General features: G+C 63.8%; 27 protein-coding genes. 19 read left to right on the forward strand and 8 right to left on the reverse strand.

Annotated features, from left to right (window positions below):
• Window positions 1-13 precede the first annotated feature (13 nt).
• Genes ACWNZ3_RS14615 through mdoH form a run of 3 tightly spaced genes read left to right on the forward strand, consistent with a single transcriptional unit; the run spans window position 14 to window position 4,676 of the window.
• Window positions 14-1,270, forward strand: coding sequence for an OpgC family protein (locus ACWNZ3_RS14615; protein ID WP_496900394.1), 1,257 nt, complete (start codon window positions 14-16; stop codon window positions 1,268-1,270).
• Complete coding sequence (locus tag ACWNZ3_RS14620; RefSeq protein ID WP_496900395.1) at window positions 1,267-2,796, forward strand: glucan biosynthesis protein G; 1,530 nt, start codon at window positions 1,267-1,269, stop codon at window positions 2,794-2,796. The genes ACWNZ3_RS14615 and ACWNZ3_RS14620 overlap by 4 nt, the downstream gene beginning before the upstream one ends.
• Complete coding sequence (gene mdoH / locus ACWNZ3_RS14625; RefSeq protein WP_240313054.1) at window positions 2,793-4,676, forward strand: glucans biosynthesis glucosyltransferase MdoH; 1,884 nt, start codon at window positions 2,793-2,795, stop codon at window positions 4,674-4,676. Before ACWNZ3_RS14620 ends, mdoH begins: the two co-directional genes overlap by 4 nt.
• Before the next feature lie 27 nt (window positions 4,677-4,703).
• On the opposite strand, the gene ACWNZ3_RS14630 is transcribed toward mdoH, so the two are convergent.
• The 4 genes from ACWNZ3_RS14630 to ACWNZ3_RS14645 all read right to left on the reverse strand — a co-directional run bounded on the left by ACWNZ3_RS14630 (window position 4,704) and on the right by ACWNZ3_RS14645 (window position 7,193).
• Window positions 4,704-5,102 (reverse strand): rhodanese-like domain-containing protein, encoded by a 399-nt coding sequence (locus ACWNZ3_RS14630; protein ID WP_496900396.1) that lies wholly within the window; start codon window positions 5,100-5,102, stop codon window positions 4,704-4,706.
• Window positions 5,103-5,176: 74 nt separating this feature from the next.
• The gene (locus ACWNZ3_RS14635; protein WP_496900398.1) at window positions 5,177-5,701 is read right to left on the reverse strand and encodes a YHS domain-containing (seleno)protein; all 525 of its coding nucleotides are present in this window, start codon (window positions 5,699-5,701) and stop codon (window positions 5,177-5,179) included.
• Between the two features lie 129 nt (window positions 5,702-5,830).
• Window positions 5,831-6,613, reverse strand: a complete 783-nt coding sequence (locus tag ACWNZ3_RS14640; protein WP_496900399.1) for an SseB family protein — start codon at window positions 6,611-6,613, stop codon at window positions 5,831-5,833.
• Window positions 6,606-7,193, reverse strand: a complete 588-nt coding sequence (locus ACWNZ3_RS14645) for a uracil-DNA glycosylase family protein (protein WP_496901909.1) — start codon at window positions 7,191-7,193, stop codon at window positions 6,606-6,608. The genes ACWNZ3_RS14640 and ACWNZ3_RS14645 overlap by 8 nt, the downstream gene beginning before the upstream one ends.
• Before the next feature lie 144 nt (window positions 7,194-7,337).
• On the opposite strand from ACWNZ3_RS14645, the gene ACWNZ3_RS14650 reads away from it, so the two are divergent.
• From ACWNZ3_RS14650 to ACWNZ3_RS14680, 7 genes are all read left to right on the forward strand, one after another.
• Entirely contained in the window at window positions 7,338-7,682 is a 345-nt protein-coding gene (locus ACWNZ3_RS14650; protein WP_269361365.1) for an ArsR/SmtB family transcription factor, read from the forward strand.
• Window positions 7,675-8,709, forward strand: a complete 1,035-nt coding sequence (locus ACWNZ3_RS14655) for a permease (protein ID WP_269361366.1) — start codon at window positions 7,675-7,677, stop codon at window positions 8,707-8,709. Before ACWNZ3_RS14650 ends, ACWNZ3_RS14655 begins: the two co-directional genes overlap by 8 nt.
• A 66-nt stretch (window positions 8,710-8,775) precedes the next feature.
• The gene (locus ACWNZ3_RS14660) at window positions 8,776-9,678 is read left to right on the forward strand and encodes a cation diffusion facilitator family transporter (protein WP_496900400.1); all 903 of its coding nucleotides are present in this window, start codon (window positions 8,776-8,778) and stop codon (window positions 9,676-9,678) included.
• Window positions 9,679-9,807: 129 nt separating this feature from the next.
• Entirely contained in the window at window positions 9,808-10,470 is a 663-nt protein-coding gene (locus ACWNZ3_RS14665) for an ABC transporter ATP-binding protein (protein WP_114275243.1), read from the forward strand.
• Window positions 10,445-12,214, forward strand: a complete 1,770-nt coding sequence (locus tag ACWNZ3_RS14670) for a KpsE/RkpR family capsule polysaccharide export protein (RefSeq protein ID WP_496900401.1) — start codon at window positions 10,445-10,447, stop codon at window positions 12,212-12,214. Before ACWNZ3_RS14665 ends, ACWNZ3_RS14670 begins: the two co-directional genes overlap by 26 nt.
• The gene (gene kdsA, locus ACWNZ3_RS14675; protein ID WP_269361372.1) at window positions 12,211-13,044 is read left to right on the forward strand and encodes a 3-deoxy-8-phosphooctulonate synthase; all 834 of its coding nucleotides are present in this window, start codon (window positions 12,211-12,213) and stop codon (window positions 13,042-13,044) included. The genes ACWNZ3_RS14670 and kdsA overlap by 4 nt, the downstream gene beginning before the upstream one ends.
• An 81-nt stretch (window positions 13,045-13,125) precedes the next feature.
• Complete coding sequence (locus tag ACWNZ3_RS14680) at window positions 13,126-14,553, forward strand: phosphomannomutase/phosphoglucomutase (RefSeq protein ID WP_496901910.1); 1,428 nt, start codon at window positions 13,126-13,128, stop codon at window positions 14,551-14,553.
• Window positions 14,554-14,691: 138 nt separating this feature from the next.
• On the opposite strand, the gene moaB is transcribed toward ACWNZ3_RS14680, so the two are convergent.
• From moaB to ACWNZ3_RS14695, 3 genes are read right to left on the reverse strand one after another with little or no spacing between them, the layout of a single operon-like run.
• On the reverse strand, window positions 14,692-15,234 hold the full coding sequence (gene moaB / locus ACWNZ3_RS14685) for a molybdenum cofactor biosynthesis protein B (RefSeq protein ID WP_496900402.1): 543 nt from the start codon (window positions 15,232-15,234) through the stop codon (window positions 14,692-14,694).
• A complete protein-coding gene (locus tag ACWNZ3_RS14690) occupies window positions 15,231-15,845 on the reverse strand; it encodes a LysE family translocator (RefSeq protein WP_496900403.1) in 615 nt (204 codons plus the stop codon). The genes moaB and ACWNZ3_RS14690 overlap by 4 nt, the downstream gene beginning before the upstream one ends.
• Entirely contained in the window at window positions 15,838-16,614 is a 777-nt protein-coding gene (locus tag ACWNZ3_RS14695; protein WP_496900404.1) for a uracil-DNA glycosylase, read from the reverse strand. The genes ACWNZ3_RS14690 and ACWNZ3_RS14695 overlap by 8 nt, the downstream gene beginning before the upstream one ends.
• A gap of 100 nt (window positions 16,615-16,714) precedes the next feature.
• Between ACWNZ3_RS14695 and ACWNZ3_RS14700 the strand changes: the two genes are divergently transcribed.
• From ACWNZ3_RS14700 to ACWNZ3_RS14740, 9 genes are all read left to right on the forward strand, one after another.
• On the forward strand, window positions 16,715-17,665 hold the full coding sequence (locus tag ACWNZ3_RS14700) for an aspartate carbamoyltransferase catalytic subunit (RefSeq protein WP_114275250.1): 951 nt from the start codon (window positions 16,715-16,717) through the stop codon (window positions 17,663-17,665).
• Between the two features lie 90 nt (window positions 17,666-17,755).
• Window positions 17,756-18,289: a hypothetical protein gene (locus ACWNZ3_RS14705; protein WP_269361383.1), complete on the forward strand. Its 534-nt coding sequence runs from the start codon at window positions 17,756-17,758 to the stop codon at window positions 18,287-18,289.
• Between the two features lie 128 nt (window positions 18,290-18,417).
• Entirely contained in the window at window positions 18,418-18,849 is a 432-nt protein-coding gene (locus ACWNZ3_RS14710) for a hypothetical protein (protein WP_114275252.1), read from the forward strand.
• A 66-nt stretch (window positions 18,850-18,915) separates the two neighbouring features.
• Window positions 18,916-20,193 carry a dihydroorotase gene (gene pyrC / locus ACWNZ3_RS14715; protein ID WP_269361387.1) on the forward strand — a complete coding sequence of 426 codons (1,278 nt, stop codon included), beginning with the start codon at window positions 18,916-18,918 and terminating at the stop codon, window positions 20,191-20,193.
• Window positions 20,193-20,801: a glycerol-3-phosphate 1-O-acyltransferase PlsY gene (gene plsY / locus ACWNZ3_RS14720; RefSeq protein ID WP_269361389.1), complete on the forward strand. Its 609-nt coding sequence runs from the start codon at window positions 20,193-20,195 to the stop codon at window positions 20,799-20,801. The genes pyrC and plsY overlap by 1 nt, the downstream gene beginning before the upstream one ends.
• A 203-nt stretch (window positions 20,802-21,004) precedes the next feature.
• Complete coding sequence (locus tag ACWNZ3_RS14725; RefSeq protein ID WP_496900405.1) at window positions 21,005-21,541, forward strand: GbsR/MarR family transcriptional regulator; 537 nt, start codon at window positions 21,005-21,007, stop codon at window positions 21,539-21,541.
• A gap of 33 nt (window positions 21,542-21,574) precedes the next feature.
• Window positions 21,575-22,015, forward strand: a complete 441-nt coding sequence (locus ACWNZ3_RS14730) for a hypothetical protein (protein WP_496900406.1) — start codon at window positions 21,575-21,577, stop codon at window positions 22,013-22,015.
• An 18-nt stretch (window positions 22,016-22,033) separates the two neighbouring features.
• Complete coding sequence (locus ACWNZ3_RS14735; protein WP_274573941.1) at window positions 22,034-22,390, forward strand: hypothetical protein; 357 nt, start codon at window positions 22,034-22,036, stop codon at window positions 22,388-22,390.
• A 155-nt stretch (window positions 22,391-22,545) separates the two neighbouring features.
• Window positions 22,546-23,442: a DUF805 domain-containing protein gene (locus ACWNZ3_RS14740; protein ID WP_496900407.1), complete on the forward strand. Its 897-nt coding sequence runs from the start codon at window positions 22,546-22,548 to the stop codon at window positions 23,440-23,442.
• A 21-nt stretch (window positions 23,443-23,463) separates the two neighbouring features.
• On the opposite strand, the gene ACWNZ3_RS14745 is transcribed toward ACWNZ3_RS14740, so the two are convergent.
• Complete coding sequence (locus ACWNZ3_RS14745; protein ID WP_496900408.1) at window positions 23,464-24,834, reverse strand: glutamate--cysteine ligase; 1,371 nt, start codon at window positions 24,832-24,834, stop codon at window positions 23,464-23,466.
• Between the last annotated feature and the right edge of the window lie 20 nt (window positions 24,835-24,854).

The raw sequence follows: 24,854 nt of genomic DNA on the forward strand, positions 1-24,854 counted from the left end.
AACCCTCAACTAAATGACAATCGCCGACACCACCCACGTGCCTTCTCGCCCTGTCACCGCCCTGGGAGCGCAGGCACCTGCCCGCGTCCGTGACCTGCGGCTGGATTTCTTCCGCGGCCTTGCGATGTTCATCATCCTGTTCGCGCATACGCCCGGCAACCTGCTGTCTCTCTGGATCCCGGCGCGCTGGGGCTTTTCGGATGCGACCGAGATTTTCGTGTTCTGTTCGGGCATGGCCTCTGCCATCGCCTTTGGCGGGGCCTTTGCCCGCGTCGGCTGGTTTCTGGGCACGGCCCGCGTGCTGTTCCGGGTCTGGCAGGTCTACTGGGCACATGTCGGGCTGTTCTTTGCCACCCTGGCGATGACTGTCTACCTGACCGACCTCGATATCACCGGACAGAACTACTGGGGCCAACTGAACCTCTGGCCGGTCTTCGTGGAAAGCGACAAGTGGGAGAACTCGAACATCCTGCTGTCCTTCATGACGCTGCGCTACGTCCCGAACTATTTCGACGTCCTGCCGATGTACATGATCGTGCTGCTTCTGATGCCGCTGGTCATGGCGCTGGCACAGGTCGACAAACGTCTGGTCGCGGCCTTTGTCATCGGCATCTGGCTGCTGGCACAGGACGCCCTGCTGCAGGCCCTGGGGCTGGGAGCCTGGCACCTTGAATTCCCGGCAGAGCCATGGTCGGACCGGGGCTGGTTCTTCAACCCCTTCGGCTGGCAGCTGATCTTCTTCACCGGTTTTGCCTTCATGCGGGGCTGGCTGCCCAAACCCCCGGTCACGCCGCTTCTGTTTGGCCTGGCGGCCTTTATCGTGATCGCCAACATCCCGTTGTCCAACATCGGCGTGAGGGAGCTTGAACTGGGATGGGCCGCCGACTGGCGCAAGGCCAATGCGGCCCTCTTTGACAAGACGGATTTTGCCATCCTGCGCTACGTTCACTTTCTCAGCCTTGCCTATATCTGCTGGGTGCTGGCGGGGGACCAGGGCAAGAACCTTCTGGCACGCGGCACGGGTACTGCGGCACGCCTGCGCGAGGGTCTGTTGACCGTGATCCTCAAGGTCGGCCAGCAAAGCCTTGCCGTGTTTGTCTTCAGCATGTTCACCGCGCGCGTCCTGGGCTTTGTCATGGATGTGATCGGGCGCGGTGTCTTCATCACCCTGGCCGTGAACCTGGTCGGCTGCGCCCTGCTGGTCGCCGTGGCCTATGGGGCAGGCTGGTTCAAATCCCAACCCTGGCGTCAGAAGAGGGCCACATCATGATCCGCCGCGACGTACTGAAAGCAATTGCCGCCCTGGCCGCCCTGCCCGCCACAGCCTGGGCCGAGGACAACAGGCTTGCCCTGAAAGAGACAGCTGCACCCTTTGGCCCCGATACGGTCACCAACCGCGCGCGCATTCTGGCCAGCAAGCCCTATGCCCCGCGCCCGATGATTCCCGAGGCCTGGCGCAAGCTGACCTATGATCAGTACCGGCAGATCTGGTTCGACGGGCGCAACGCCCTGTGGGAAGGCACCGACGTGCCACAGCGGGTCGATGTGTTCCCGCCCGGTCTCTATTTCCCGCAGGCCGTGGCGATGCATGTCGTGGCAGAGGGAGAGGCAAGGCCCATCGCCTTTGACATGGGGGTCTTTGACACGACCGACCAGTTCCCCGATCTTCCCGTGGATGACACCCTGGGCTATTCCGGCCTGCGCCTGCGGGCAGAGCTGGAAAAGCAGGGCATCTTTCAGGAATACGCCGTGTTCCAGGGGGCCAGCTATTTCCGGGGCATCGGAACGGGCGAAACCTATGGCCTGTCGGCACGGGGCCTTGCGCTGAAAACCGGCGATCCGGCAGGCGAGGAATTTCCCGATTTCACCGCCTTCTGGCTGGAACGTCCCGCGGCCGACAGCAACAGCCTGGTGCTGCATGCCCTGCTGGACAGCCCCTCCTGCACCGGTGCCTACCGGTTCGAGATCACCCATGGTCCCGTTCTTCAGATGAAGGTCCGCGCAACCCTTTTCGCCCGCGAAGAGCTGACCCACCTGGGCATTGCGCCGCTGACCTCGATGTTCCTGTTCGACGACACCATGCGGCAAAGGTTCTCGGATTTCCGTCCGGCGGTGCACGACAGCGACGGCCTGCTGATGCACAACGGCATCGGCGAGGTCATCTGGCGCCCGCTATCCAACCCGCTGAACCTGCAGATCAGCAGCTTCGTGGACAACAACCCGCGCGGCTTTGGCCTGTTGCAACGCAAGCGGCAGTTCTCGGACTTCAACGATCTGGAGGCGCTTTATCACAACCGCCCCGCCGTCTGGATCACACCCGGTGAAGACTGGGGCAAGGGCGCCGTGACCCTGGTCGAGATCCCGGCCGATCTTGAGATCTACGACAATATCGTCAGCTACTGGCGGCCCGCCACCCCGCTGCCCGCCGGGGCGGAACACAAGATGAGCTATACCATGCACTGGGGGGCCGACCCCGTGGCGGTCACCGCGGATGTGCCGGTCAAGGTCCTGAACACCGCCATCGGCGGCAGGATGGAGGGCGGTCAGGTCGTGGTGATCGACTTTGCCCCCGGTCCCGAAGTGCCCGAAGACCTGTCGGAGATCGAAGTTGTCATTCGCGGGGGCGAAGTTCCGCTCACACCGGGGATCCTGCAACGCAACCCCGAAACCAACGGCCCGCGTCTGGCGTTCACGTTTCAACCCGAAGATGCAGCCTTCGCGGAATTCCGCGCGCAACTGCGCCTCGCGGGGGAACCGTTAAGCGAAGTCTGGTTATACCGTTGGACTAGAACATGATTGAACATCCGCCGACTGACGACACCATGCCAAGCCGGGCACCGCTTGCCATGCAGATACAGGATTTTTCACGCCCGCCGGTCCGCCGCGCGACGACGGTCCAGCCCCGTTCGCTCGGCTGGCGCCTGGCGGTGTTCGGCCCGGCACTGATCGGGACCGGCCTGCTGATGTACGGGCTTTACGGCTGGTTGGCCGGAGCCGGGATGACCTGGCTCGAATGGGCCCTGCTCAGCATGATCGGGGCGACCTTTGTCTGGGTGACGCTCTCGGTCAGCACCGTGGGTGTTGCGATTGCCGGATTGCTCGCGCGGCAACGCGCCGACGAACGTGCGCCGGATGCGGTGCGTTCCCTCGACGTGGCCCTTCTGGTGCCCGTGTACAACGAGGTGCCATGGGACGTTTTTGGCAACGCCACCGCCATGCTGGCCGATCTGCACCGCCGCGCCGGGCCACACCGCTACACGCTTTTCATCCTGTCCGACACGCGGGACGAGGCGATTGTCGCGCAGGAAGAGCGCGCCTTTGCCCAGCTGCGGGCCGAAGCGCCCGCGGGCATGAATGTATATTACCGCCGCCGCGCCACGAATACGGACAAGAAAGTCGGCAACCTGGTTGACTGGATCACCGGCTGGGGCGCCGCCTATGAAGGCATGGTGGTGCTGGATGCCGACAGCCTGATGACCGGCCGGGCCATCGACAGGCTTGCCAGCGAACTTTCCGCGGACCCCGACGCGGGGCTGATCCAGACCTTCCCGATGCTGATCGGCGCCAATACATTGTTCGCCCGCATCCAGCAATTCTCCAACATCGCCTATGGCTGGCTGCTGGCCGAGGGGCTGGCCCTTTGGGCACGCAACGAAGGCAATTACTGGGGTCATAACGCGATCATCCGCACCCGTGCCTTTGCCGAAAGCGCCGGGCTGCCCTACCTCACGTCGGGCGGACGCAACGACCTGATCCTCAGCCATGATTTTGTCGAGGCGGGCCTGCTGCGCCGCGCGGGCTGGCGGGTGCGTTTCCTGCCCCGCGTCACCGGCAGTTTCGAGGAAACCCCCGGCACGCTGATCGACTATGTGGTGCGTGACCGGCGCTGGTGCCGGGGCAACCTGCAGCACCTGCGCCTGCTGGGCACGGCGGGGCTGCACCCGGTGTCTCGGTTCCACCTGTTTCACGGGGCGGTCGCCTATCTGCTGTCACCGGCATGGTTTGTCCTGCTGGTGATCTGGTCCCTGCTGGGCAAGGACGCGGACACCAATGTGGTGCGCTATTTCAATCAGGCGAACCCGTTCTTCCCCGACTGGCCCCCGGCAATGAGCCATATCGACAGCGCGGTCTTTCTGGTGATCATGTACGCGATGCTTCTGACCCCCAAGGTAGCGGGCGCGGGCATCATCGCCTTTACCCCCAGGGCCGTTGCGGTTTTTGGCGGCAAGGGTGCCTTTCTGGGGTCCTTCCTGGTAGAGGTGGCCCTTTCGGTGGCCTATGCCCCGATCCTGATGATCCAGCAGACCAAGGCGGTTCTGAATGCCGCATTGACCCGCAGTGAACCATGGGCCCCGCAGCAGCGCGGAGCAAAAGGCTATCCGCTGCGCACGCTGATCGGCTTTCACTGGCTGGAAACACTGCTGGGCCTGCTGTTGCTGTCCGGGCTTGTGGCGGGGCTGATCTCGCTCTGGCTGGTGCCGATTGTCTTCAGCCTTGTCATGGCAGTGCCCCTCTCTGCCCTGTCGAGCGTGAACCTCGCAGGTGTGACGCGCCGGGGCTTTCGGATGGACAGCCCCAATACCCTGCGCGAACCGGCCATCGTTGCGCAGGCGCGGCGCGCGCGGACACAGATCAAGTCCCGGCTGCTGGCAATCGAGAAGGTCGCGGCGGAATAGCCGCGCGCCCTGCCCTCCGGCGCGCGGTCATTGCATGACCGGCAATCCGCGCGCCAGCCACCCCGGCCCCGCGCCGGACCCCAGCATGCCTTCGGGCACATCCAGAATCGCGGTGAATCCGGCCTGGGACAGACGTTTGCCAAGCCGCGCGGAGCGGACCCCACGGGCGCAGATCAATGCAACGGGCCGCGCCCTGTCGCCGCCAGCCTCCGCCAGAAGCGCCTCGACAAAGTCATCGCGCCGCAGATCAAGCGGGACCGCGCCCAGCGGAATGCCCGTGGCCTGCCATTCATCCGGCCGTCGGATATCCACCAACAGGATCTCGCCCAGCTGCGCCCGCGCCAAAGCCTCCGGCGCGCTCAGCGCATCCTCACCGATCTCGGCCCCGATGTTGTACCAGCGCGCCACGCATACGCCGGCAGCCACGACCGCAACCGCCCCCAGCACGAAACCCCGCCGCAACATGTGCGACGGGGTTCGGGAAGGTTCGGCGCGAGGTTTCAGTTGACCGGTGCCGAAGAGGTGAACTTCGGTATCGTGCTGGTCGACCGCTCCTTGGGCTCGATGGAGACCCAGTTGCTCTCAGCCAGTTTGATGTTGCCGGGAATGTCTTCCTCCCAGAAACTCACCACGTTCTTGGTGATGTTCAGGTAGAGCTTTCCATCAACAATGCGCCAGAGGTTCGGATTGCCCGGCACCTTGCCGCCCTTGGCGACCCCATAGGCGCAATGTCCGTCATATTGCGGCGCATATTTCGCCGGGTCGGCCAGAAAGGCTTCGCGGTTTTCTTCCGAGGAGAATGCGAAGGTCGCGCCGTTATACTCCGCGGTGATGGCCGCCTTGCCGGGCACGGCTGCCGGCTGTGGCTGGCCCGGATCGGACTGGGGCAGATCGAAATAGGCGACCACATCGTAACCCGACGCGGCAAAGCCCGTTTCATCAATATATTGATCCCCCGCAAAGGCCTGTGTGGCAAGGGTCAGCGCCGTGGCGGCTGCGGCAAGGGTCAGTGTAAATCTGGTCATGTTTCAAATACTCCGTGAACGTTGCGTTGCACCAAGGATACGCATGCGCCTGCGTCATCGCATCCCACAAACCCGTGACCTCGCAGCCCCGTGAGGCAATCTATCATGCCCCGTGATCAAACTGCCCGATTATTTCAGGATCGGCGGCTTTGCCGGGTCCGACCCCGGCGGCAAACGCGGTGTTTGTTGCAGGGCCTCCCCCTGCGGCAGGTCGAACCGCAAACCGACCTTCGCCAGTTTGGCCACCACCGGATCGGAAGGCGCGAAGAAACCCACGTCCATCGCACCCGCCTCGATCCCGGAAAATGTCAGCGCCTCGGAGGCCGCGCGCACCAGCGCATCCTGCGCGCGCGGGATCGCCCCGACAAAGGCCAACAGATGCCCGCGCCCGCCCCCCGCATATGAGACCCCCACCAGGAAAGCCCCCGCTGCCATCGCCGTTGCCGTTGCCAGCTTGGCATCAATCGCGGCAATCAGGGTTTCGGGCAGCCCCTTTGGCGGCAGGACCTGTTCGATGCGGGCCTCGACCTCACCCGGCGCATGGGCCAGCGCGTCACGCAGCCAGTCCAGCGCCTCCGCGGGCAACAGGATCTCAGAGGGCGCCACCCCGACATTCACCGCCATGCCCAGCGGCTGCCCTTCCAGCATCCCCGCGATGGCGCGCCCCGACAGGGCGACATAGGGCGCAGGCTCCCCCACATAGGCGCCCAGCCGCGCGGCCCGGTCAAAGACCAGCACATAGGTGTCATCCAGCAGGACCGGGCTGATCTGATCCCCCTCCGGCTCCGCCTCAAGCAGCAGATACAGTTCCACATCCGCGATCCGCTCGAAGAACCGCAACCGGGCGGTGTCGTCATCCTGTGCCGCGGTCATGGCGGCATGGGCGGTGTCCAGCGGGGTCGGGTCAGTCATTCAGCACCTCTGCAACGGCGGCACGCAGCCGGGGCAGAACCTCGGCTTCGAACCACGGGCTTTTCTTCAACCACCCGGTATTGCGCCAGGACGGATGAGGCAAGGCAAAGACGCCCGGCGGATGATCGCGCCAATCGGCAACCGCCTGCCTCACTGTCCTGAACCCGGGCAGATGATAGCGCATCGCATGGCCGCCGATCAGCACAGTCAGGCGGATGTCCGGCACCAGCTCCAGCGCCCGCGCCCGCCAGGTCCGGGCGCAGATGGGTGGCGGCGGCAGATCGCTGCCCTTGGCGTCATAGCCCGGAAAACAAAAGGCCATCGGAATCACCGCAACCTTGCCAAGGTCATAGAACCGCGCCTCATCCAGCCCCAGCCAGTCACGCAGACGATTGCCCGAAGCGTCCCGGAACGGCTTGCCCGCCTCATGCACGCGCAGCCCCGGCGCCTGACCGGCAATCAGGATGCGCGCACCGGGAGCAAACCACACCACCGGCCTTGGCGCATGCCCCGTGGCCGTCGCGGCAAACCGCGCCGCGCAGAGGCTGCATGCCCGCAATTCATCACGCATATCCGACATGACATCCAGATACACCACCGGAGTGTTCTGCCAAACCCCGGTTTCATTGTTCTTCAAATACACATCGCAACCGCGGCAAAGAACACTTCGAGAATTATCGAAATAAGACTTGCGCCACAATTTCATTTCTATATTTCTAGAAATATGAAATCCGAATCGCATATCGCCCCGCCCCTCACCCTGGCCGCTGCCAGCTTTGCCGCTCTCGGCTCCGAACAGCGCCTGTCCGTCCTGCGCAGCCTGGTCCGCGCAGGGCCAGAGGGGCTCAGCATCGGGGCGCTGGGGGATCGGACCGGCGTCACCGGCTCCACCCTCACCCACCACCTGAAACTGCTGGCCGCTGCCGGTCTGGTCAAACAGACACGGTCGGGCCGCTCCACCATCTGCGCCGCCGTCGCCTATGACGAGATCCAGGCGCTTGCGCATTTTCTGCTGACCGAATGCTGTGCCGATGCCTCGGCCCCCTGCAAGGACCACGACCATGGCTGACACCACCCAGACCTCACAAACCCTCAGCGCCGCGCTGCGCTGGCGTCCCGGCGCTTGGGCCTTCACCCTCGCGATCCTGGTGGCACTGGCCCTCTTCGACCTGCCGCAGCTTGTCCCGACCCTGGTGTTCGCGGGCAAGGCGCTGGCGGGCACAGCCCCCTTCATCGCCTTTGCGGTCCTGGCCGTGGCCTATCTCAAGGCCAGCGGGGCCGAAACGCTTCTGGCCCGCGCCTTCGAGGGGAACCCGGCGCGGATGATCGTCATGGCAGCGCTGCTGGGCGGGCTGTCGCCCTTCTGCTCCTGCGAGGTCATCCCCTTCATCGCCGCCCTGCTGGCGGTCGGCGCGCCGCTGGGCGCGGTCATGGCCTTCTGGCTGGCCTCGCCGCTGATGGACCCGGCGATGTTCGCCATCACTTCGGGCACGCTGGGCTGGGATTTCGCCATTGCCAAGACCCTGGCCGCCGTCGGCATCGGCATGTTCGGCGGTTTCGGTGTCATGCTGGCCGCGAACACGCCGCTCTTTGCCGATCCGCTGCGCGAACGCCCGGCGGTGGGCGGTTGCTGCGGCGTCAGGAAACCCTTCTCCGGCCAGCCGGTCTGGCGCTTCTGGCAGGAAGGCGCGCGCCGCGAGGTGTTCCGCGACACCGCCATGGACAACGCGCTGTTCCTGATCAAATGGCTGACCCTGGCCTATGTGGTCGAGGCGCTGATGCTGACCTATGTGCCCGCCGACTGGATCGCCGGCGTGCTGGGCGGCACCGGCCTGATGCCGATCCTGCTGGGCGCGCTGGTGGGGGCACCGGCCTATCTGAACGGCTATGCCGCCGTGCCGCTGGTGGATGCGCTGCTGGCGCAGGGCATGACACAGGGGGCCGCGATGTCCTTTGTCATCGCGGGCGGGGTCAGCTGCATCCCGGCGGCCATTGCGGTCTGGGCGCTGGTCAAGCCGCGCGTCTTTGCCGCCTATATCGGCTTTGCCCTGATCGGCGCGATCATTGCCGGGCTGCTCTGGCAGGCGGTGGCCTGACCGCTACATCGCGTAACAAGCGGGGCTGCACGCGCTGCCGCCCCACCCAATAGGGACAGGAAGACCATGGCGCACGACCATCATCATCACATTGATCCAGAAGCGGGCGACGCCAAGGTGGCCTTTGCCATCGCGCTGAACATGGCGCTGACACTGGCACAGATCATCGGCGGCGTGATTGCCGGCAGCCTGTCGCTGATCGCCGATGCGCTGCACAACTTTTCGGACGCCATCGCGCTGATCATCGCCTTCGGCGCGCGCAAGATCGCCCGCCGCCCGGCAGATGCGCAGATGACATTCGGCTATGGCCGGATCGAAGCCGTCGCGGCGCTGGTCAATTACACCACCCTGATCGTGATCGGCCTCTACCTGGTTTACGAGGCGGTGATGCGCTTTTTCGAACCCTCCGCGGTGGCGGGCTGGATCATCGTGATCGTGGCGGGAATCGCGCTGGCGATCGACCTGGCGACGGCGGCGCTGACCTATACGATGTCCAAAAGCAGCGTGAACATCCGCGCGGCCTTTTTGCACAATGTGGCCGATGCGCTTGGCTCCGTTGCGGTGATCCTAGCCGGGACCCTGGTGATCCTGTTCGGCTGGACCTGGGTCGATCCCACGGCGACCTTGCTGATCGCGGGCTACATCCTGTGGCAATCACTGCGCGAAATGCCTGCCGTGATGCGCATCCTCATGCTGGCCAGCCCGCCCGATCTGGACACCGCTGCCGTGATCGACACCGTTCAATCCACCCCGGGCGTGGCCAGCACCCACCATGTCCACCTGTGGATGATGGGCGAACATGAAACCGCGCTGGATGCCCATGTGGTACTGGATCCGGGTGCCCCGGCCGATGCCACCCGAAGCGCGGTAAAGGCCCGTCTGGCCGCAGCCCATCACCTGCACCATTCCACGCTCGAAATGGAAACCCGCGACCACGCCTGCCGGGCTCCCCTGCTGATCGGCCACTGACCTGCCGGGCCGCGTTGTACATTTGTTTCCTAATGAGACATAATGTGGACAAAATTGGGCACTAGGGCTGACCCAAGCCACGGCCAACGGGGCACTCGGATCAGATCAGACACCGCGAGCGAAACAGGCATGCTGGAATTCGAAAACGTCTCCAAGTCCTTTTGGACCGGAACCCAACACAAGGTGATCCTTGACCGGGTTTCCTTCAAGGTGGAACTGGGGCGTTCACTGGGCATCCTGGCCCCCAACGGGACCGGCAAGACAACGCTGATCAACATGATGGCCGGCCTTGAAAAGCCGGATGAAGGCGAAATCAGGCGCGGCTGCAACATCTCTTTCCCGCTGGGCTTCATGGGCGGTGTCGTCGCGAAGGTTTCGGCGATGGAAAATGCCCGTTATATCGCACGGCTTTACGGGCTCGACCCGGATTATGTGGAGAGCTTCTGCCGCTGGCTCTGCGGGCTGGGCGAATACTTCGATCAACCGCTGGGCACCTATTCGGCGGGCATGCGGTCGCGGTTTTCCTTCGCGCTGATGCTGGCGCTTGATTTCGACATGTACCTGATCGACGAAGGCATGCCTGCGACAACAGATGTTGAGTTCAACCGCAAGGCGGGCGATATCCTTCAGGAACGTCTGCGCACCACCACGATCATCATCGTCTCGCACCAGGCGCAGACGCTTGAGAAATTCGCACGTTCAGCCGCCGTTCTCCTGAACGGGCAGCTGCATATGTTTGACACCTTGGAAGAAGCGAAACAGCTCTATGACTACGAAACCCAAGGCTCGTAAGTTCCGCATCAAGCGGAGCGTGCCCCCCATGCCGACGGCAGATCATGCCGAAATTGGCAGTGCGCAGCCGAAAGAGCATGTTACGCCCGAACGCCCCGCCACATCCGCGCGCCCTGCAGGGCCGCGTCCCGTCCCGGTATCCGATGCCAGGCCCGCAGCGCAGGCGCCTACCGCCTCGCAGCCCAAGGCCGGGGCAGAGGACAGCGCGCCGCAGGACACCCTCCGCAGTGGTGAGGTTTCTTCCCCCAAGGAAGTGGCGGGCGAGCTGGACATGGATGCGATCCGCCGCGAGGGGCTGACCGGCCGTCAGCTGCGCATGGCGCGGCGCGTGGCGCAGAAACACGGGCTTGCGCCCACCTCCGACTTTGACGCGGTGCGCCTGCTGCGGTCCAAGGGGATCGACCCCTTCCAGCGCTCGAACATGCTCGAACTGGTGGTGCCGCAGGCCGGCGGAGAACAGCGCGATGGCGGCCCCGGCGACATGATGGCGCAATTGCCCGCACAGCAGGGCGGCGCCGGAACCGGCCGCGTGCAACTGCCCCAGACCGTGCCGGCGGGCGGCGGCATCAACCTGCCCTCGACCGAGCTGAGCCCGGCCGAACGCCGCCAGCGCGAAATCGGCGACATCCAGCGCGACATCTCGCGCCGCCGCCGCCGCAAGCTGGGGCTGCTGATGGTGCGGCTGGCGTTCTTTGTCATGCTGCCAACCTTTGCGGCAGGGTATTATTTCTACAAGGTTGCGACCCCGATGTATGCGACCACCAGCCAGTTCCTGATCATCCAGAGCGAAGGCACCAGCACCAGCCCCTTTGGCGGGCTGCTGCCGACGCAATTCGCAAACTCGGCGGACAGCATCGCGACACAGGCCTATCTGCAATCCAAGGACGCGATGCTGCGCCTGGATGCGGACGCCAATTTCAAGACGCATTTTTCGAATGCGGACGTGGACCCGATCCAGCGGCTGACCGATGATCCGACCAATGAAGAGGCCTATAAGGTCTACAAGAAGAACGTGAAGATCGGCTATGATCCGACCGAAGGCGTCATCCGGATGGAGGTCATCGCCGCCGATCCGCATGTCTCTGCCGATTTCTCGCGCAACCTGCTGAAATACGCGGAGGAACGCGTCAACAACCTGTCCAAGAAAAAGCGCGAAGACGGGATGGCTGACGCGGTGCAGGGGCTGGAGCAGGCGATGGACAAGCGCCGCGCCGCCCAGCAGAACCTGATCGAGCTTCAGGTGCAGAACGGTGTGGACCCCGAGGCCGAAATCATCGCGATCAGAACCCAGATCACCACCTACGAAGGATTGCTGATCGAAAAGGAACTGGAACTGGCCGCCTTGCTGGACAACACCCGCCCCAACAAGGCCAAGGTCGATGGCGCACAGGGCGACGTACGCCGCCTGAACGAACAGCTGGACAAGCTGAATGCCAAGCTGAATTCGGCCACACAGGGTGAGGATTCACTGGCCAAGAAAGCGGTTGAACTGCAACTGGCCCAGGCCGATCTGGTTGCGGCGGACACCAACCTGCAACTGGCCCAGACCGGGCTGGAGGCCGCCCGCGCCGAGGCCAACCGCCAGGTGCGCTACCTGACTGTTGCGGTGGAACCGGTGGCACCACAAGAACCCACCTATCCGCGCAAATTCGAGAACACGATCTTGGCTTTCCTGATCTTTGCAGGCATCTACCTCATGCTGTCGCTGACATCGGCGATCCTAAGAGAACAGGTAACCTCATGACGCAAGTTCCCGTTGGTGACATCCTTATCGGCAATGACCGCCCGCTCACGGTGATCGCCGGCCCCTGCCAGCTGGAATCCGAGGATCATGCCCAGATGATCGCGGGCCGGATGAAAGAAGCCTGTGCGGCAGCCGGGGCGCAATATGTGTTCAAGGCAAGCTACGACAAGGCCAACCGCACCTCGCTTTCGGGCAAGCGGGGCCTGGGGATTGATCAGGGGTTGAAGGTACTGGAATCCGTCGCACGCGCCAATAACGTGCCGGTGCTGACCGACGTGCACACCGAAGAACAATGCGCGATTGCGGGCGCGGTTGTGGACATCCTGCAGATCCCCGCCTTTCTCTGCCGCCAGACCGACATGCTGCTGGCCGCCGGAAAGACCGGCAAGGCGGTGAACGTCAAGAAGGGCCAGTGGCTCGCACCCTGGGAAATGGGCAATATCGTCGACAAGATCAAATCGACCGGCAATGAAAAGATCCTGCTGACCGAACGCGGCACCTCCTTTGGCTATAACACCCTTGTGACGGACATGCGCAGCCTGCCCCAGATGGCACAGACCGGCTACCCGGTGGTCATGGATGCAACCCATGCGGTGGCCTCTCCCGGCGGCAAGGGGACGTCATCGGGCGGACAGCGCGAATTTGCGCCGGTGCTTGCACGCGCCGCCGTGGCCATTGGCGTGGCAGCGGTTTTCATGGAAACCCATGAAGACCCCGACAACGCCCCCAGCGACGGGCCGAACATGGTCTATCTCGACCAGATGCCGGGTCTGATCGCCAGCCTGATGCGCTTTGACGCGCTGGCCAAAGAATTTCCCCTGTCTTTCTGATACCTGAACGAAAGAGGTCCCTGCGTGACCAGACCAGCACCTGCCGTGACCCAGAACACCTGGGAATTTCTGCGCGACGCCATGATCACGCCCACGGGATTCCGCGAATATGACGCGCGCTGGAAATACCCCGACGACATCAACCTGCCGGGCATCACCGCCCTGGGCCTGGGGCTGGGCACGCAGATGTACCGGCGCGGGATCGAACCGGTGATTGCCGTTGGCAACGACTATCGCGACTATTCCCTGTCGATCAAGAATGCGCTGATGCTGGGGCTGATGCAGGCGGGCATCCAGGTCCGTGACATCGGCCCGGCCCTGTCGCCGATGGCCTATTTCGCCCAGTTTCACCTTGATGCGCCTGCGGTGGCCATGGTCACGGCCAGCCACAATCCCAATGGCTGGACCGGGGTCAAGATGGGCTTTGAACGCCCGCTGACCCACGGCCCCGACGAAATGAGCGAGCTGCGCGACATCGTGCTGAACGGCGAGGGCCAGACGCGCCCCGGCGGCGGTTACGAATTCGTCCACGGGGTGCGCGAGGCCTATCTCGACGATCTTGTGGGCGATTTCAAAATGACCCGCCCGCTCAAGGTGGTCTGCGCCACCGGCAACGGCACCGCCTCGGCTTTCGCGCCCGAGCTGTTCCGCCGCATGGGCGTGGAGGTGGTCGAAAGCCACAACAGGCTCGACTACACGTTCCCGCATTACAACCCGAACCCCGAAGCAATGGAAATGCTGCACGACATGGCCGCATCGGTCAAAGCCTCGGGCGCGGATCTGGCGCTGGGATTTGACGGCGACGGCGACCGTTGCGGCGTGGTCGATGACGAGGGCGAAGAGATTTTTGCCGACAAGGTCGGCGTGATCATGGCCCGCGACCTCGCCCGGCTCTATCCCGGATCGACCTTCGTGGCAGACGTGAAGTCGACCGGGCTTTTCGCCTCCGACCCGGAGCTGATCAAACACGGAATCAAGGCGGATTACTGGAAGACCGGCCACAGCCATATGAAACGCCGGGTCAAGGAACTGGGCGCATTGGCGGGTTTCGAGAAGTCCGGGCACTACTTTCTCGCAGAGCCCATCGGGCGCGGATACGACTGCGGGATGCGGGTGGCGGTGGAAATCTGCAAGCTGATGGACCGCAATCCGGACAAGAGCATGTCCGACCTGCGCCGCGCCCTGCCACAGACTTGGGCCACGCCGACCATGTCACCCTATGCCGCCGATACGGAGAAATACGCGATACTGGACCGGATCGTGGGCAAGCTCACGGCCCTGCCGGAACTGGCGGGCCGCAAAGTGGCGCAGGTGGTCACCGTGAACGGCGCACGGGTGATCCTGGACAATGGCGCATGGGGGCTGGTGCGGGCATCCTCGAACACGCCCAATCTGGTGGTGGTCTGCGAAAGTCCGGATTCGGAAGCTGAGCTGCGCCAGATTTTCGCGGAACTGGATGCGGTGATCCGCAGCGAACCCGGCGTCGGCGATTACGACCAGACCTTCTGAACCTGCGCCGGATATTCTTTCAAAGGAATTTGCCGGAGTTTTTGAAAACTCCGGTACGCGGCAGGCAAGACCGGTGGCACAACAGGCGAATTTTTCAAAAAATTCGGTCCGGAGTTTTGAAAACTCCGGCGCGCGGCGTCACTTTCTTCGCTGATGCTCGTCCAGACGCGGCATGATCTCCACGAAATTGCAGGGCCGGTGACGGTAATCCAACTGCTTCACCAGGATCTCGTCCCAGGCGTCCTTGCAGGCCCCGGGTGATCCCGGCAGCGCGAACAGATAGGTGCCATTCGCCACCCCGCCGGTCGCACGGCTTTGCACGGCGGAGGTGCCGATCTTGTTCATCGACACGATGGTAAAGACGGTGCCAAAGGCGTCGATCTCCTTTTCATAGACGTCGCGGTGCGCCTCCACCGTCACATCGCGCCCGGTCAGCCCGGTGCCGCCGGTGCTGATCACGACGTCCACCCCGTCATCCGCGCACCAGGCGCGCAGCTGGTCGGCGATTTCCGCCCGCTCGTCGCGGAGGATCCGGCGATCGACCACCCGATGCCCCGCCGCCTCGATCCGGGCCACCAGCACGTCGCCTGACCTGTCTTCGGCCAGATCGCGGGTGTCCGACACGGTCAGCACCGCAATGCGCACCGCGATGAAGTCCTTGGTTTCGTCGATCCGGCTCATGCCCGCTCCATCATTGCCAGCCGCGCGGCCAGCGCGACAAAGATACCCGCGCTGAGATAGCCCAGCAAACGCCCGCCGCGCGCCAGCCTACGGCCGAGCGTGCTGGCGAATACACCAACGCCCGCGTTGATCACAAATCCGCCCAGCCCCAGCACCGCGCCAAAGACAAGGAACTGCCCCAGCACGGATCCGGCATCGGGGCGCACGAACTGCGGCACGAAGGCCAGCACAAAGAGGATCACCTTGGGGTTGCTCAGGTTCACATAGAACCCGGTGCGAAACGCCTGCCAGACGCCAAAGGCGCGGGCATTGTCCTTTGCGGCCCTGCTGTGCCGAAGGGTCTGCGCCGTCAGCCACAGCAGATAGGCCACGCCAATCCAGCGGATCACCTCAAGCGCCCAGGGCAAGGCGGCCACCACAGCCCCCAGCCCCAGGCCCGCCAGCCCCACATGCACCATGCCGCCAAAAGAAATCCCGGCACTGGCCGCCACCGCCGCCCGGGGACCGGAACGCAGCCCCTGGCCAAGGCAGAACATCATGTCCGCCCCCGGCGTCAGGTTCAGCGCCAGCGCGGCGGGCACAAAAGCCAGCAGGGTCAAAGGATCAACCATCCGCCAGCTTCGCCTTCAGCGACAAAAGATCGGCCCAGGCCTCGCGCTTGAACTCGGGCGAGCGCAGCAGATAGGCGGGATGGAAGATCGGCAAGGCGGGCACCCCGGCGGCCTCGGTCCATGCGCCGCGCAGCCGGGTGATGCCACGTTTGCCCAGCAGCGCCTGGCAGGACCAGTTGCCGACAATCACCAGCACCTGCGGCTTTGCCAGTGCGATGTGGCGCATGAGGAAAGGTTTCATCATCGCGATCTCTTCCGGCTTGGGGTCGCGGTTCTGCGGCGGCCGCCAGGGCAGGACATTGGTGATATAGACCGGCGCCTCTGCCCGGTCGCGCCCCATGTCGATGGCGGCCAGCATCTTGTCCAGCAGCTGCCCTGCCCGCCCGACAAAGGGCTTGCCCGCCCGGTCCTCGTCACGGCCCGGTGCCTCGCCCACCAGCATCACGGGCGCGCCGGGGGTGCCATCGCTGAACACCAGATTGCGCGCGCCCTTCTTCAGGTCGCAATGTTCGAATGCCGCCATGGCCGCGCGCAATTCCTCAAGCGTTGCCGCAGCAGCGGCCGCCTGTTCGGCAATGGCCACGGCATCGACCCTGGCCTGTGGCACCGGCGTGACCGCAGGTGTCGCAGCCACGGCGGCCTTCGGCTTTTCAACAGCGGCAGGCACCTCATAGCGATTGACCGGCATATCCCCGATCGCCTCAAACGCGCCAAGCTCGATCTGCCATTCCAGCAGCGCGAGATCGTGATGATAAGCCGATGATTCCATGACGCCACTCTACGCCCTGCCCGCGCCAAGCTAAATCCCCACCTTGTCGCCCGCCCCCGCACCCCCCTATAAGGGCCCGACACTGACGAAAGGCGCCGCCATGTCCTTCCCCCACCGCCATCTGCTAGGCATTGAGCACCTGTCGCAGGGCGATATCACCACCCTGCTGGACCTTGCCAACACCTATGCGGAGCTGAACCGCCAGCCTGACAAACACGCCGATGCACTGGCCGGACTGACGCAGATCAACATGTTCTTCGAGAATTCGACCCGCACGCAGGCCTCTTTCGAGATTGCGGGCAAGCGGCTGGGTGCCGATGTGATGAACATGGCGATGCAGGCGTCGTCGATCAAAAAGGGCGAAACCCTGATCGACACCGCCATGACCCTGAACGCCATGCACCCCGACCTGCTGGTGGTGCGGCACCCGCAATCGGGCGCGGTGGATCTGCTGGCACAAAAGGTCAATTGCGCGGTGCTGAACGCGGGCGACGGGCGGCACGAACATCCCACACAGGCGCTGCTGGACGGGTTGACCATCCGCCGGGCCAAGGGACGCCTGCACCGGCTGAGCATCGCCATCTGCGGTGATATCGCCCATTCCCGTGTGGCACGGTCGAACATTCTGCTGCTGGGCAAGATGGAGAACCGCATCCGCCTGATCGGCCCGCCGACCCTGATGCCCGCAGGCGTGGCCGATTTCGGTGTCGAGGTCTTTGACGACATGGCGGAGGGGCTGAAGGACGTGGACGTGGTGATGATGCTGCGCTTGCAAAAAGAACGCATGGATGGCGGCTTTATCCCCAGCGAAAGGGAATATTACCACCGTTATGGGCTGGATTCCGAAAAGCTTGCACATGCCAGGCCCGACGCCATCGTCATGCATCCCGGCCCGATGAACCGGGGTGTGGAAATCGACGGCACGCTGGCCGATGACATCAACCGCAGCGTGATCCAGGACCAGGTCGAAATGGGTGTTGCCGTGCGGATGGCGGCGATGGACCTGCTGGCGCGCAACCTGCGCCAGACACCGGTGCGCCAGGTTTCCTGACCTCTATCCGAACCAATACCGCCCGGTTTGCGTTTGTCCCTCATGAGACAGCTCAAATCATCCACGATTGAAAATCCGGACCCCGACGAGATGGCACAAATCACCATTCCCGCGCATGAACACGGCATTGTGCGTGTCTTCAGTCTTTCGATGTCTGATGACCAGGCGAAATCGCTGCGCAACAGCCGTCAGGCGCAAAAGGATGCGCTGGGGATGCAGCAGCTTGATCCGCGCGGAATCGACGTCTTTCAGATTTCCGATCTGGCCGAGATCGGATTGCATGGCTATCTGCGCGAAGGGGTCGATGCCGATGAGGCAGGATTGACCCGCGACCGCGCCAAGCTGCGTGCGCTCGAAGGATGGGTCATGCTGGTCTATTCCAGCGCTTTTGAAGGGCGCGAAGTGACATTCACGCCGACCCCGGAACTGACGCTGATCGGCACCTATGGTCAGGCAAAGCGCGACTGGAGCCAGATCGAGATCGATTCGGATGCGGCAAAACCATATTCCGGCACGCCGACCCTGACGCCCCCGCAGCCGGTGCGCGGTGGCGCGGGCGGGGCGATGGTGATCATCGGGCTGCTGGTTCTGGTTGCCCTTGTCTGCCTGTGGATGCTTTCCTAACCCCGGCCCATGCGGTAGGTAACTTTCATGAAGGAACCTGAACCCGACCCCAAGATGTCCGGCCGCATCGCGATGATCGCCCTGCTGGTGGCATTTGGCGTGGCCGCGATGATGGTCTGGATGGCCGGATGACGTCGCGGCTGAGCTGGGCGCCGCAACGGGCGGTGTTTCTGCGCCGGGCGGCGGTCACCGCGCTGTTTACCTTCCTGGCGCTGCTGGCGGTCGGGTTTCTTTTGTCCTTTTACACCGATCTGCCGTTTCTTTGGGTGATCCCGACGGCGCTTTTGCTGACAGCAGGATTTCTGTTCGACGACGCCCTGCGCTGGCGCGCCTCCAAATACGACCGCTGGCATCTTGAGGGCGGACATCTGATCCACGAAGACGGCGATGGCACCGCGCAGCTGCCGCTGAGCGAGATCGACCGGGTCTTTACCCGCTTCGGGGGCCGTGTGGTTGTGGAATTATCCTCGGGCCAGCGCATCGCGATCGGATATCTGCCCTATCCGGCAAAAACCGCCGAGACCATCGAGGCCGCGCGCCGGGGTCCCCTCGCGGATTGAACTTGCCCCTTGGTTCAGCCCGCGTTTTAGGGCAAGACACGCCGGACCCAAACACGAAGGCCCGCCATGACGTTGCACTTCATCAACGCGCAGCTGATCGACCCCGAAGCGGGGACACTCACCAAAGGGGCGCTGACCGTCCGCAATGGCCGGATCGAACGGATCGCCGCCAATGATGAACCGCCCGGTGACGCGCAGATCATTGATTGCCGGGGCAAATACCTCGCCCCCGGCATTGTGGACCTTGGCGTAAAGGTCTGCGAACCCGGTGAACGCCACAAGGAAAGCTATCGCTCTGCCGGGCTGGCGGCGGCAGCGGGCGGTGTGACAACGATGATCACCCGGCCCGATACGACCCCGGCCATCGACAGCCCCGAAGTGCTGGAATTCGTCACCCGGCGCGCCAATGAGGCGGCACCGGTCAACGTGATCCCGATGGCGGCCCTGACCAAGGGGCGCGCGGGCCAGGAGATGACCGAGATCGGTTTCCTGATGGACGCAGGTGCTGCGGCCTTTACCGATTGCGACCATGTGGTCACGGATACCAAGGTGTTTTCGCGCGCCCTGACCTATGCCCGCAGCCTTGGCGCGCTGGTCATCGCCCATCCGCAGGAACCGATCCTGAGTGCCGGGGCCGCCGCGACCAGCGGAAAGTTCGCCTCCCTGCGCGGCCTGCCCGCCGTGTCGCCGATGGCCGAACGCATGGGGTTGGACCGCGACATTGCGCTGATCGAGATGACCGGGGCGAAATACCACGCCGACCAGATCACCACCGCCCGCGCCCTGCCCGCGCTGGAACGGGCCAAGCGCAACGGGCTGGACATTACCGCCGGGGTGGGTGTGCATCACCTGACGCTCAACGCGCTCGACGTGGCGGACTATCGCACCTTCTTCAAGCTCAAGCCGCCGCTGCGGGACGAGGATGACAGGCTGGCAGTTGCCCATGCTGTCGCTTCCGGCCTGATCGACATCATCTGCTCCATGCACACGCCGCAAGACGAGGAATCCAAGCGCCTGCCCTTCGAGGAAGCCGCCTCCGGTGCCGTCGGGCTGGAAACCCTGCTGCCCGCCGCGCTGCGGCTGGTCCATGCAGAGGTGATGGACCTGCCGACGCTCTGGCGCGCGCTGTCGCTGAACCCCGCGAAACGGCTGAACCTGCCCGGCGGACGGCTGAGCGCGGGGGCCCCTGCCGATCTGGTGCTGTTCGACGCCGACGCACCGTTCAAGCTGGACCGTGCCACATTGCGTTCCAAATCGCGCAACACCCCGTTTGACGGAATGCGGATGCAGGGTAAGGTCCTGAAAACCTATGTTGCTGGCAATTGCGTATTCGAGGCCCCCTGATGCCCCTGATTGAAAGTTCCGCCGCCGTTCTGATCCTTTGGGGTCTCATTGGCTATCTTCTGGGCTCGATCCCCTTTGGCCTGCTGCTGACCCGCGCGATGGGGCTGGGCAACCTGCGCGACATCGGCTCCGGCAACATCGGTGCCACCAACGTCCTGCGCACCGGCAACAAGAAGGCCGCCGCGCTGACCCTGGTGCTGGACGGGGCCAAGGGCGCGGTTGCGGTCCTGCTGGCCCGTGCGATGGCGGGCGAGGATGCGGCACAGCTGGCCGGGCTGATGGCGATGCTGGGCCATTGCTATCCCGTCTGGCTGCGCTTCAACGGCGGCAAGGGTGTCGCGACCTTCCTAGGCATCGTGCTGGCACTGGCATGGCCGGTTGGTATCGGCTGCTGCATTGCCTGGCTGATCGGGGCGCTGACCAGCCGCATATCCTCGATGGGGGCGCTGGCCGCCGCTTCCGCCTCGACCTTCCTGATGGTGATTCTCGGCGCGGGTAACGCTCTGGTTCTGGGCGTGGTCCTGACCCTGCTGATCTTTTGGCGTCACCGGGCCAACATCAAACGTATCCGTGCCGGCACGGAGCCGAAAATCGGCAAGACAGCGTAACACCGCCACCCGATGATCCGGGCCTGCACCAAAGATCACAAAGCATTGAATCTATTGAGTTTACCTCAATATCCTGTCTGCTTTCACGACAGGTGATCCGACCCTGTGACATCGCGCCACAGCGCCACCGGACAAATTCTCTTGCCATTCCCGACATTCCTGATATTTCTGTCATTACAGAAATTAACGTATGGAACATGAAGATGCACCTCACACCGGCCATGCAGAACTTTATCCTCCACTGGGGGGACATGGGCGCGAAATGGGGCACCAACCGCTCCGTGGCGCAGGTCCATGCGCTGCTGCACATCGCGCCGGAAGCCCTGAGCGCGGATGAAATCTGCGAGCTGCTGAACCTCGCCCGGTCAAACGTGTCGAACGGGCTGAAAGAGTTGCAATCGCTCGGCCTGGTCAAATCGCAGCGCAAGCTGGGGGATCGGCGCGATCACTTCACCTCGATCCGCGACATGTTCGATCTGGTCAACCAGGTGATCGAAAGCAGGCGGGAACGTGAATATGCCCCGACCCTCGCCGCCCTGCGCGAGGTTCAGGCCGAGGCCGAACAGGACGCAACCCCGCCCGCCGTGAAAGCGCGCATCAACGAGACGCTGACCACCATGCAGATGTTCGACGACTGGTATCGCGATGTGTCGCGCCTGCCCCGGTCGGTGCAATTGTCGGTGATCAAACTGGGGGGCCGCATCGCGCGCTTCCTGCCAAAGTCCAAGGACAGGGGCTGACAAGCGCCTTCCATTTACCCGAGGATTTCTCTCATGACAGAAATTACTGGAAACTTCGCCTCCACCCGCACCGCCGGTCCTCATCATGTCATCGACCCCGTGGCCTTCTTCCTTGCCCTCATCGGCGGCCCGGTATTGGTAACCGCAATCAGCTTCTGGCTGGTGGTCCCGGTCTTCGCGCTGATCATCGGCGGGCCGCTTTACCTTGCTGTCGGGACCCCGGTTTTGCTGTGGCGTCTGCAAAGAGAGGTCCACGACATCTTTGAGCTGGCCGTTCTTGCGATGAAAGCGGTGGGGATCCTGACACTGGGCGCAACACTCTATCTGTGCCTCACCGCCCAGGAGGGGCAAATCCCTTCCCTGCTGACAATGGCCCTGTTCGCTCTGGTCTTTGCCGCCCTCTGGACCGCCACATTCGGCTGGCTCTATCGCAGGCTTTGCCGCGATTTCTTCACCCATCCCATTCCCAACTGACCTCGATAGGAGAGACAAATGATCCTGCTTGCCCTTATCTACCTTCTTCTGGCCTTCGGCGCGCTTGCCGCCCTGTGCACCATGATCCTGCGCATCGGCGCGATGATCGGCACCTGCCCGCAGACCGGTGCCGCAGCCCGCGCAGCGGCAGTCACCATCGCCACCGGCTTTGCCGCCATCGGCACGGGCGGTGTGATCCTGATCGGCGCACTGCTGCCGCTTGCGGTCAGCGGCCCGGTGATCAGCTTCCTGCTGGCACTGGGTCTGGCAAGCCTCTGCCTTGGCCTTGGCTTCACCCATGCCGTCGGCACCCTGCGCGCTGTGCTGGCCACCCCTGCCCGGGACAATCCCCGGCAACAGCCAGAACCGGCCTGACGGCACGACCACATGAACCAGGGACCGGCGCGCAACCGCGCCGGTCCCGCACCCTGCGAATAGACGGCGCGCCCGATTAGATCACACCACCGTCAAAATCCTGCCCCGATCGCCCGGCAGTTTCGGTCCCTGAACAACATTCATCGGATTGCACCGTGCGAGCATTTTTCCAGTACTTCGAGAATTTCTTTTTCCGCGCATTCAATTTTTCGGGCCGTGCCTCACCGCTCGAATACTGGTGCGTGATGCCGCTGATCTGGATCGTGATCCTTGCCCTGCTGCCGGGGGATGCCGCCGAATTCTGGTCCAGCCTGCTGGCGCGGCAGATCCCGCCGCTGAACCCGCTTTACTACGATTCCATCCTGGTCTTCGTGCTGACCATCGTCCCGCGCCTCTCCCTGACCGTGCGCCGCCTGCATGACAGCGGCAAAAGCGGCAAATGGGCCAAGCTGCCCTTCATCGCGATTTTTTCCAGCATCACTTTGGCATTGGGCATCGGCTCTGCCTTGCTGACATCCAGCGTCGCCGGAAATGAAGCCGTGCTTGGCCTGGCCGTATTGGCTGCCCTCGTCATGGGATCGGCAGAAAGCGCCTGGGACGGCATTTTTGCCGCTGCAATTGCCGCAAATAGCCTGGGATGGGATGTGATCTGGGCAACGCTCAGTGACATGACGGGCGGCATGCCGAAACCACAGCTTGCACAAGGTGTCGGAGATCTGGCCCAGTCGGTGAAATCGGATCCCGGCATTGGCATTCCGGCGATCCTGGTCACGACGCTGATGGTCTGTACACCCGTCGTCTCGGCCCTGTTGCACCTGATGTTCATGCTGGCCCCGACCAAATACGAAGAGGACGGGTTTGGCGGCATGCTGGACCCCGCGCCGATGCGCAAGACGGGTGGATCCTCTGCCCCCGGGATCAAACGGCGTGATCCGCTGCAAAGCTATGCCTGCCTGTTCGAACGCAGCCCCGAGCAGGAAGCCGCCCTGAAGGTCAGGCAGAAGCAGGAGTTGAAAGACCTCTACCGCACCCGCGTGCTGGGCCAGGGCTAAGGCACGCGCGCCGGGAAGGGCTCAGTAGCTGAAATCGTCGTAGATCCGGCTCAGGTCACCGCCCCAGGGGCCGTGATAGGCCTCCAGCAGTTCATCCGCAGGCACCCTGCCGGTCTCGACGCTTTCCTTTAGCGCGTTCAGGAAATGTGTCTCGTCGGGGACCAGCCCGCCTGCGCCTGCGCGTGCGCGGGCTTTCAAACCGGCCTCAGACAGGGCCAGGGCCTCGCGGGCGACCTCATGCAGGGAAATGCCCTGCACCTTGCCCTGCAACCCTTCGATGCTGGCCGACACGCGCAGCCCGTCATGCTGTGCCGACGTCCAGTGCTTGACCAGATCCCAGGCGCCGTCCAGCGCCGACTGGTCATACATCAGCCCCACCCAGAAGGCCGGCAGCGCGCAGAGCCGCCGCCAGGGCCCGCCATCCGCGCCGCGCATCTCGATGAACTTCTTCATCCGCGCCTCGGGGAAGGCGGTGGTCAGGTGATCGGCCCAGTCGCTGAGCGTCGGAGTCTCGCCGGGCAGCGCGGGCAGTTTGCCCGCCATGAAATCGCGGAACGACATGCCCAGCGCGTCGATATACTTGCCGTCGCGGTAGACAAAGTACATCGGCACATCCAGCGCATAGTCCACCCAGCGCTCAAACCCGAACCCTTCCTCAAAGACAAAGGGCAGCGTGCCGGTGCGCGAGGCATCCAGGTCGCGCCACACCCGGCTGCGCAGGCTCTTGTAGCCGTTCACCTTGCCTTCAAAGAACGGGGAATTGGCGAACAACGCGGTGGCCACGGGCTGCATGGCAAGGGCCACGCGCATCTTCTTGACCATGTCGGCCTCCGACCCGAAGTCGAGGTTGACCTGAACCGTGCAGGTCCGCCGCATCATGATCCGCCCCATGGTGCCGACGCGGCCCATGTAGTCGTTCATCAGCTTGTATCGCCCCTTGGGCATCAGATCCATCTGCTCATGGGTCCAGTCCGGTGCCGCGCCCAGCCCGATAAAACCGACGCCGATCTCGTCGGCGACATCCTTGACCTCGCGCAGGTGGCTGTTCACCTCGTCGCAGGTCTCGTGAATGGTCTCGACAGGTGCGCCGGACAGTTCAAGCTGCCCCCCGGGTTCAAGCGAGACATTCGCGCCATCCTTTTCCAGCCCGATCAGCTTGCCGCCCTCTTCGACCGGGGTCCAGTTGTGGCGGTCGCGCAGCCCCTCCAGCATGACCCGGATCGAGCGTTCGCCCTCGTAAGGCAGGGGATTATGGGTATCCTTGCAATAGCCGAACTTCTCATGCTCGGTGCCGATCCGCCACTGGTCCCGGGGCTTGCAGCCCTCCGCCAGGTATTCGGCCAGTTGTTCGTGACGCTCGATGGGGCCGCCGCCGGACTGTGGAATGGACATGGGTGAGGGCTCCGCAATGA

The sequence above is a fragment of the Sulfitobacter sp. IGS-18 genome (genome assembly GCF_059628195.1).

Excerpts from the sequence above, each read along its gene's own strand:
- ACWNZ3_RS14615 (WP_496900394.1), top strand. The coding sequence starts at position 14 with ATGACAATCGCCGACACCACCCACGTGCCTTCTCGCCCTGTCACCGCC.
- ACWNZ3_RS14620 (WP_496900395.1), top strand. The coding sequence starts at position 1,267 with ATGATCCGCCGCGACGTACTGAAAGCAATTGCCGCCCTGGCCGCCCTG.
- mdoH (WP_240313054.1), top strand. The coding sequence starts at position 2,793 with ATGATTGAACATCCGCCGACTGACGACACCATGCCAAGCCGGGCACCG.
- ACWNZ3_RS14635 (WP_496900398.1), bottom strand. The coding sequence starts at position 5,701 with ATGACCAGATTTACACTGACCCTTGCCGCAGCCGCCACGGCGCTGACC.
- ACWNZ3_RS14640 (WP_496900399.1), bottom strand. The coding sequence starts at position 6,613 with ATGACTGACCCGACCCCGCTGGACACCGCCCATGCCGCCATGACCGCG.
- ACWNZ3_RS14645 (WP_496901909.1), bottom strand. The coding sequence starts at position 7,193 with ATGTCGGATATGCGTGATGAATTGCGGGCATGCAGCCTCTGCGCGGCG.
- ACWNZ3_RS14650 (WP_269361365.1), top strand. The coding sequence starts at position 7,338 with ATGAAATCCGAATCGCATATCGCCCCGCCCCTCACCCTGGCCGCTGCC.
- ACWNZ3_RS14655 (WP_269361366.1), top strand. The coding sequence starts at position 7,675 with ATGGCTGACACCACCCAGACCTCACAAACCCTCAGCGCCGCGCTGCGC.
- ACWNZ3_RS14660 (WP_496900400.1), top strand. The coding sequence starts at position 8,776 with ATGGCGCACGACCATCATCATCACATTGATCCAGAAGCGGGCGACGCC.
- ACWNZ3_RS14665 (WP_114275243.1), top strand. The coding sequence starts at position 9,808 with ATGCTGGAATTCGAAAACGTCTCCAAGTCCTTTTGGACCGGAACCCAA.
- ACWNZ3_RS14670 (WP_496900401.1), top strand. The coding sequence starts at position 10,445 with ATGACTACGAAACCCAAGGCTCGTAAGTTCCGCATCAAGCGGAGCGTG.
- kdsA (WP_269361372.1), top strand. The coding sequence starts at position 12,211 with ATGACGCAAGTTCCCGTTGGTGACATCCTTATCGGCAATGACCGCCCG.
- ACWNZ3_RS14680 (WP_496901910.1), top strand. The coding sequence starts at position 13,126 with ATGATCACGCCCACGGGATTCCGCGAATATGACGCGCGCTGGAAATAC.
- moaB (WP_496900402.1), bottom strand. The coding sequence starts at position 15,234 with ATGAGCCGGATCGACGAAACCAAGGACTTCATCGCGGTGCGCATTGCG.
- ACWNZ3_RS14690 (WP_496900403.1), bottom strand. The coding sequence starts at position 15,845 with ATGGTTGATCCTTTGACCCTGCTGGCTTTTGTGCCCGCCGCGCTGGCG.
- ACWNZ3_RS14695 (WP_496900404.1), bottom strand. The coding sequence starts at position 16,614 with ATGGAATCATCGGCTTATCATCACGATCTCGCGCTGCTGGAATGGCAG.
- ACWNZ3_RS14700 (WP_114275250.1), top strand. The coding sequence starts at position 16,715 with ATGTCCTTCCCCCACCGCCATCTGCTAGGCATTGAGCACCTGTCGCAG.
- ACWNZ3_RS14705 (WP_269361383.1), top strand. The coding sequence starts at position 17,756 with ATGGCACAAATCACCATTCCCGCGCATGAACACGGCATTGTGCGTGTC.
- ACWNZ3_RS14710 (WP_114275252.1), top strand. The coding sequence starts at position 18,418 with ATGACGTCGCGGCTGAGCTGGGCGCCGCAACGGGCGGTGTTTCTGCGC.
- pyrC (WP_269361387.1), top strand. The coding sequence starts at position 18,916 with ATGACGTTGCACTTCATCAACGCGCAGCTGATCGACCCCGAAGCGGGG.
- plsY (WP_269361389.1), top strand. The coding sequence starts at position 20,193 with ATGCCCCTGATTGAAAGTTCCGCCGCCGTTCTGATCCTTTGGGGTCTC.
- ACWNZ3_RS14725 (WP_496900405.1), top strand. The coding sequence starts at position 21,005 with ATGCACCTCACACCGGCCATGCAGAACTTTATCCTCCACTGGGGGGAC.
- ACWNZ3_RS14730 (WP_496900406.1), top strand. The coding sequence starts at position 21,575 with ATGACAGAAATTACTGGAAACTTCGCCTCCACCCGCACCGCCGGTCCT.
- ACWNZ3_RS14735 (WP_274573941.1), top strand. The coding sequence starts at position 22,034 with ATGATCCTGCTTGCCCTTATCTACCTTCTTCTGGCCTTCGGCGCGCTT.
- ACWNZ3_RS14745 (WP_496900408.1), bottom strand. The coding sequence starts at position 24,834 with ATGTCCATTCCACAGTCCGGCGGCGGCCCCATCGAGCGTCACGAACAA.